The sequence below is a fragment of the Microbacterium sp. P2_F9 genome (genome assembly GCF_056403635.1).
In genome coordinates this window covers 1-1,749 of record NZ_JBFUFC010000368.1, presented here as the reverse complement: position 1 = coordinate 1,749, position 1,749 = coordinate 1, and the positions used below count along the sequence as shown (strand labels likewise).

Genomic DNA, 1,749 nt, shown 5'->3' with positions numbered 1-1,749 from the left:
GCTGCCGGGAGAGTGGTCGACCGGACCGGGGGGCCCGGTCGTCCAGCTGGGCGACGATGAGCGCCTCACACTCGACGGCACGGTGCTCACCGGCCGCCACGAGTTCGGGGTGGTCCCTGAGCGGGGCGGGGTGACCGTCCTTTTCGACGGCGGCGTCATCGAGATCGCGCGGCGCGGCGGGCACGACATCGTCCGCCCTCGCCGCCCCGACCATCCCTTCTTGGCGACGTACGACGGCACGCCCGTCTACGTCCCCAATCCGCGGTGGCGGGTGCAGGCCCAGTTCGTGGCATACGACGTGCCGCGGCCGACCGAGGTAGGGGCGGCGGTGGATGGGCTGAAGCATGTCTACGACGCGCCTGGATACCTGGAGTTCGCCCTGCACGGCGAAACCTTCCGGCTGACCGCGTTCCCGGGCCACGGCCACGGGGACCTCCTCGTGCTCTTCACCGACGCGACGAGCGGACTCACGACCTACGCGGCCAACCGCAGCCTCAGCATCCCTGCCCCCGATGCGGATGGCGCGACGGTGATCGACTTCAACCGCGCCGTCAACCTCCCATGCGCATACACCGACTTCGCGACGTGCCCGCTGCCGCCGGCCGAGAACCGGCTGCCGATCGGCATCGAGGCGGGGGAGAAGACCCCGTTGGCGCGCGTGCACGCCAACGAGCCGGCGGGGGCGACCGCGTGAGGTTCCAGCTGCTGGACATCATCCCCTACCGTGCCGACCCGCTCACCGGGCGGCAGTCCTCGCCCGCGGACAGGTTCGATGAGACCCTGCGAGCGGCGGTGCGGGCGGAGGAGCTCGGCTTCGATGCGGTCGCCGTGGGCGAGCGCCATGCCGGCCACTTCCTCTCGTCGTCGCCCACCGTGCTCCTCGGCGCGATCGCCGCGCGGACGCACCGCATCCGGCTCGACTCCGGAGTCACCGTCATCCCGATCCTCGACCCGGTGCGCGTCGCAGAGGACTACGCGACGATCGATCAGCCGTCGCGCGGGCGCCTCGAACTCACGATCGGCAAGGGCAACGAGGCGGCGCAGTTCCCGCTGTTCGGCCTCGAGATCGACGACCAGTGGGAGCTGCTCGCGGAGAAGTACGCGGTGCTGCGCGCGCTCTGGGAGGAGGAGGAGGTGACCTGGCCGGGTGGCGAGTTCACCCGAGCCCTGCACGAGGTCACCACTCTGCCGCGGCCGTTCGACGGCAGCCCGCGGGTATGGCACGGCTCGGCGACGACGCTCTTCTCCGCCGCGCTCGCCGGCAAGTGGGGCGACCCGCTGTTCAGCGCGAACGCCCTGCAGCCGCTCGAGGTGTACGGCGTGCTCGCCGACCACTACCGGTCGGAGTACGCCCGGCACGGACACGTCGCCGGGGGCGACTACGTCGCGGCCGGCGCCGGCGCGCTGTTCCTCGCCGACACCTCGCAGGACGCGGTCCGCCAGTACGGCCCGGTGTACGACGCGCTCGTCGCCGCGACCAACGTTCCGGGCAACAACACCCCGTACCGCGATATCGACCACGCGGTCGCCGACGGTCCGGTGCTCGTGGGGACCGCCCAGCAGGTGATCGACAAGATCGCCCGCTTCCATGGCCGGCTGGGCCACTCGCTCCAGTCGATCAGCCTGCCCACCACGGTCCCGTTCGAGCAGCAGCTCGAGATCCTGGAGCGCTTCGCCACCGACGTGATCCCGGTGCTGCGCAGGGAGCTTCCGACGACCCTGTGGACGGCGGATGACCCGGGCGCGCGC

2 protein-coding genes are annotated in these 1,749 nt (G+C 71.6%); both read left to right on the top strand.

Going from position 1 to position 1,749, the window contains the following annotated elements:
* Window positions 1-694: DUF1684 domain-containing protein (locus AC1DVT_RS20050; protein ID WP_477391127.1), on the top strand; the 694-nt coding region annotated here is incomplete at its 5' end.
* On the top strand, window positions 691-1,749 hold a 1,059-nt coding region (locus tag AC1DVT_RS20045), incomplete at its 3' end, for an LLM class flavin-dependent oxidoreductase (RefSeq protein WP_477391125.1). The genes AC1DVT_RS20050 and AC1DVT_RS20045, both read left to right, overlap by 4 nt.